This is a genomic window from Pseudomonas sp. Colony2 (assembly GCF_019382755.1).
In the GTDB taxonomy this organism is placed as follows: Bacteria; Pseudomonadota; Gammaproteobacteria; order Pseudomonadales; family Pseudomonadaceae; genus Aquipseudomonas.
Genome location: NZ_CP080030.1, coordinates 2,186,404 through 2,189,495, shown reverse-complemented (window position 1 = coordinate 2,189,495; position 3,092 = coordinate 2,186,404). Strand labels below are relative to the sequence as shown.

At 63.6% G+C, this 3,092-nt stretch carries 4 protein-coding genes; all 4 read left to right on the top strand.

Annotated features, from left to right (window positions below):
* The first annotated feature begins 95 nt into the window (after positions 1–95).
* The 4 genes from JV201_RS09470 to JV201_RS09455 are packed head-to-tail and all read left to right on the top strand — an operon-like array spanning position 96 to position 2,689.
* Entirely contained in the window at positions 96–545 is a 450-nt protein-coding gene (locus JV201_RS09470; protein ID WP_003214523.1) for a MarR family winged helix-turn-helix transcriptional regulator, read from the top strand.
* 28 nt (positions 546–573) lie between these two features.
* The gene (locus JV201_RS09465; protein ID WP_219406799.1) at positions 574–1,137 is read left to right on the top strand and encodes an isochorismatase family protein; all 564 of its coding nucleotides are present in this window, start codon (positions 574–576) and stop codon (positions 1,135–1,137) included.
* Positions 1,138–1,139: 2 nt separating this feature from the next.
* Positions 1,140–1,469 (top strand): hypothetical protein, encoded by a 330-nt coding sequence (locus tag JV201_RS09460; RefSeq protein WP_219406798.1) that lies wholly within the window; start codon positions 1,140–1,142, stop codon positions 1,467–1,469.
* A gap of 5 nt (positions 1,470–1,474) precedes the next feature.
* Positions 1,475–2,689, top strand: a complete 1,215-nt coding sequence (locus JV201_RS09455; RefSeq protein WP_008438863.1) for an MFS transporter — start codon at positions 1,475–1,477, stop codon at positions 2,687–2,689.
* Positions 2,690–3,092 lie beyond the last annotated feature (403 nt).

Sequence of the window (3,092 nt, the reverse complement as noted above, 5' to 3'; positions counted from 1 at the left end):
GCCCCGGCAAAAGGACCGTTGACGCGGGCTTTTATGACAAAAAATTCATACAGCTAAACTGTACAGTTTTTCTGCACGCATGCTAATGTCCGAGCATGAACAAACCTTCCATCACCTCCGAAACCCAATCCGCCGCCCTGGCTGCCGAGCTGCGCATCTCCCTGGGCAAGCTGATACGCCGGCTGCGGGAACAAACCCATCCGAACGATTTCACTTCCGCCCAGAAGTCGGTGCTGCTGCGCCTGGACCGAGACGGGCCCAGCACCGTCTCGGCCCTGGCCCGGGCGGAGAGCGTGCGGCCGCAGTCCATGCGCATCACCGTGGCCGGGCTGGAAACGATGAAAGCGATCAGGGGCAAACCCGACCCCAGCGATGGGCGCCAAACCCTGATCGAGCTGACTCCCGGCTTTCGTAAGCACCTGATCGCCAGCCGGGCGGCCAAGGACGATTGGCTGCTGCGGGCGCTGCAGGAGCAACTGTCTGCCGAAGAACAAGCTGAACTCGCGGCAGCGGTAAAGCTGCTGGAGCGCCTCGCCGACTTTTGAGCCACTTCTATCCGTTCGAGGACCTCCCATGGCCGTCACCTTGCTGGATCCCAACACCGCGCTGATCATCGTGGACTTGCAAAAAGGCATCGCCGAATACCCGTTCATCCACCCCATCGGCGCCGTGGTGGAACGCTCCCGTGCACTGCTCGACGCGTTCCGCGAGCGCGGCATGCCGGTGGTGCTGGTCAACGTCACAGGCTTCGCCCCCGGGCGCACCGAGCGGCCACGGCGCAGCGATGTATTTCCACCGGGATGGGCCGACCTGCTGCCCGAACTCGATCAGCAACCCGGCGACATTGGGGTGACCAAACGCACCTGGGGTGCCTTCGCCAGCACTGATCTTGAGGCGCAACTCAAAGCACGCGGCGTGACCCAAGTGGTGATCACCGGCGTTGCTACCGGAACCGGCGTGGAGTCCACCGCGCGCCAGGCCTACGAGGCTGGCTTCAATGTGACCCTGGCCGTCGATGCCATGACCGACGCGAACGCCGAGGCCCATCACTACAGCCTGAACCAGGTATTCCCGAAGCTCGGGGAAACCGGCACCGCGCAAGAGATCATCGGCTTGCTTGAAACAAGGGGTGCGTGACGATGCAATGGCATGAGCTGGTGTCTTATTTCTTCGGCGGCGTATTGCTCGCCAACGCGCTGCCCCATTGCCTCAGTGGCTTGATGGGCCAGTCCTTCCAGACGCCGTTTGCCAAGCCGCGCGGCCAGGGGCGGTCTTCCTCGACGCTGAATGTGCTCTGGGGGTTTCTCAACCTGGTGGTCGGCTACGTGCTGGTCTGCCGGGTCGGGGACTTCGACCTCAAAAGCACCGCTGATGTGCTCGCCCTCGGGCTCGGGGCCTTGGCCCTGAGTGTATTCCTGGCGCAGCATTTCGGGCGCTTCAACGGTGGTCATTCCGCAGGGCCGGTGTGAGTTCGATGGGCATTTTCCGCTCGCTGCGCAGCGTCAACTACCGCATTTGGGCCGCCGGCGCCCTGGTGTCGAATATCGGCACCTGGATGCAACGCACGGCCCAGGACTGGCTGGTGCTGACCCAGCTCACGCCGCATAACGCGTCGGCCGTCGGCATCGTCATGGCGTTGCAGTTCGGGCCGCAATTGCTGTTGCTGCCCTGGACCGGCTTCGCCGCCGATCACTACGACAAGCGCAAGCTGCTGATGGTCACCCAGGGCGTGATGGGCGTGCTGGCGCTGATGCTGGGGGTGTTTACCCTGACCGGCATCGTGCAGCTGTGGCACGTGTATGTGTTCGCGTTTTTGTCTGGCTGCGCCTCGGCCTTCGATGCACCGGTGCGGCAGATATTCGTGGCGGAGCTGGTGGGCGAAGCGGACCTGTCCAATGCCATCGCGCTCAATTCCACCTCGTTCAACATGGCGCGCATGATTGGCCCGGCGGTGGCCGGCGTGACCATCGCGTCGGTGGGCACCGGCTGGGCGTTCCTGCTCAATGGCGCGAGTTTTTTCGCGGTGCTGGCCTCGCTGTTTCTGCTGCGGGTTTCCGGCCTGCACACCAGCCTGCGGGCGCTGCGCACCAAGGGCAGCCTGACTGAAGGCCTGCGCTATGTGTGGGCGCGGCCGGACCTGATGGCGATCCTGATCATGCTGTTCTTGATCGGCACCTTCGGCATGAATTTTCCGATCTTCATCTCGACCATGGCCGTCACCGTGTTCCACGCCGATGCCCGCGGCTATGGCCTGCTGACGTCGACCCTGGCCATCGGCACCGTTGCCGGGGCGCTGCTCGCAGCCGGTCGCGAGCGGCCACACTTCAAGGCGTTGTTGATCGGCGCGCTGGTATTCGGGGTGGGCTGCACGCTGGCGGCGATTGCCCCGAACTATTGGTTGTTCGCCGGGGCGCTGGTGATCATCGGCGTGGGCGCGCTGACCTTCAGCAACACCACCAACAGCCTGATGCAACTCACCACCGAACCCTCCATGCGCGGCCGGGTAATCGCCCTGCGGGTGGGCGTGGCCTTGGGCGGCACACCGATTGGCGCACCGATTGTGGGCTGGGTGGCCGACCATCTTGGCCCGCGCTGGGCGTTGGCGGTCGGCGCGGCCTCGGGCATCCTGGCTGCCGGCGTGGCGGTGTACACCATGACGCGCAAGCTGGATCGGCCTAAAAATATCTGATGGGCAACACAGCTCCCACAGTTGATCTTCGCAGGCTCGCACAGTTGATCGTTCCCACGCTCTGCGTGGGAATACATCCTGTGACGCTCCGCGTCACCMCTGCGCAGGACTTGAACCTTGCATCGTCAGCTGGACGCAGAGCGTCCGAGGCGGCATTCCCACGCAGAGCGTGGGAACGATCAATATCTGAAGGGCAACACGAATCCAGTGTGGGAGCTGTCGAGCTTCAGCGAGGCTGCGAAGAGGTCCTGTCAGGCAATAAAGATGTCGCCTGCCAGTCCGCCATCGCAGCCTCGCTAAAGCTCGACAGCTCCCTCAGTTGATCTTCGCAGGCTCGCACAGTTGATCGTTCCCACGCTCTGCGTGGGAATACATCCTGTGACGCTCCGCGTCACCCCTGCGC

Excerpts from the sequence above, each read along its gene's own strand:
- JV201_RS09470 (WP_003214523.1), top strand. The coding sequence starts at position 96 with ATGAACAAACCTTCCATCACCTCCGAAACCCAATCCGCCGCCCTGGCT.
- JV201_RS09465 (WP_219406799.1), top strand. The coding sequence starts at position 574 with ATGGCCGTCACCTTGCTGGATCCCAACACCGCGCTGATCATCGTGGAC.
- JV201_RS09460 (WP_219406798.1), top strand. The coding sequence starts at position 1,140 with ATGCAATGGCATGAGCTGGTGTCTTATTTCTTCGGCGGCGTATTGCTC.
- JV201_RS09455 (WP_008438863.1), top strand. The coding sequence starts at position 1,475 with ATGGGCATTTTCCGCTCGCTGCGCAGCGTCAACTACCGCATTTGGGCC.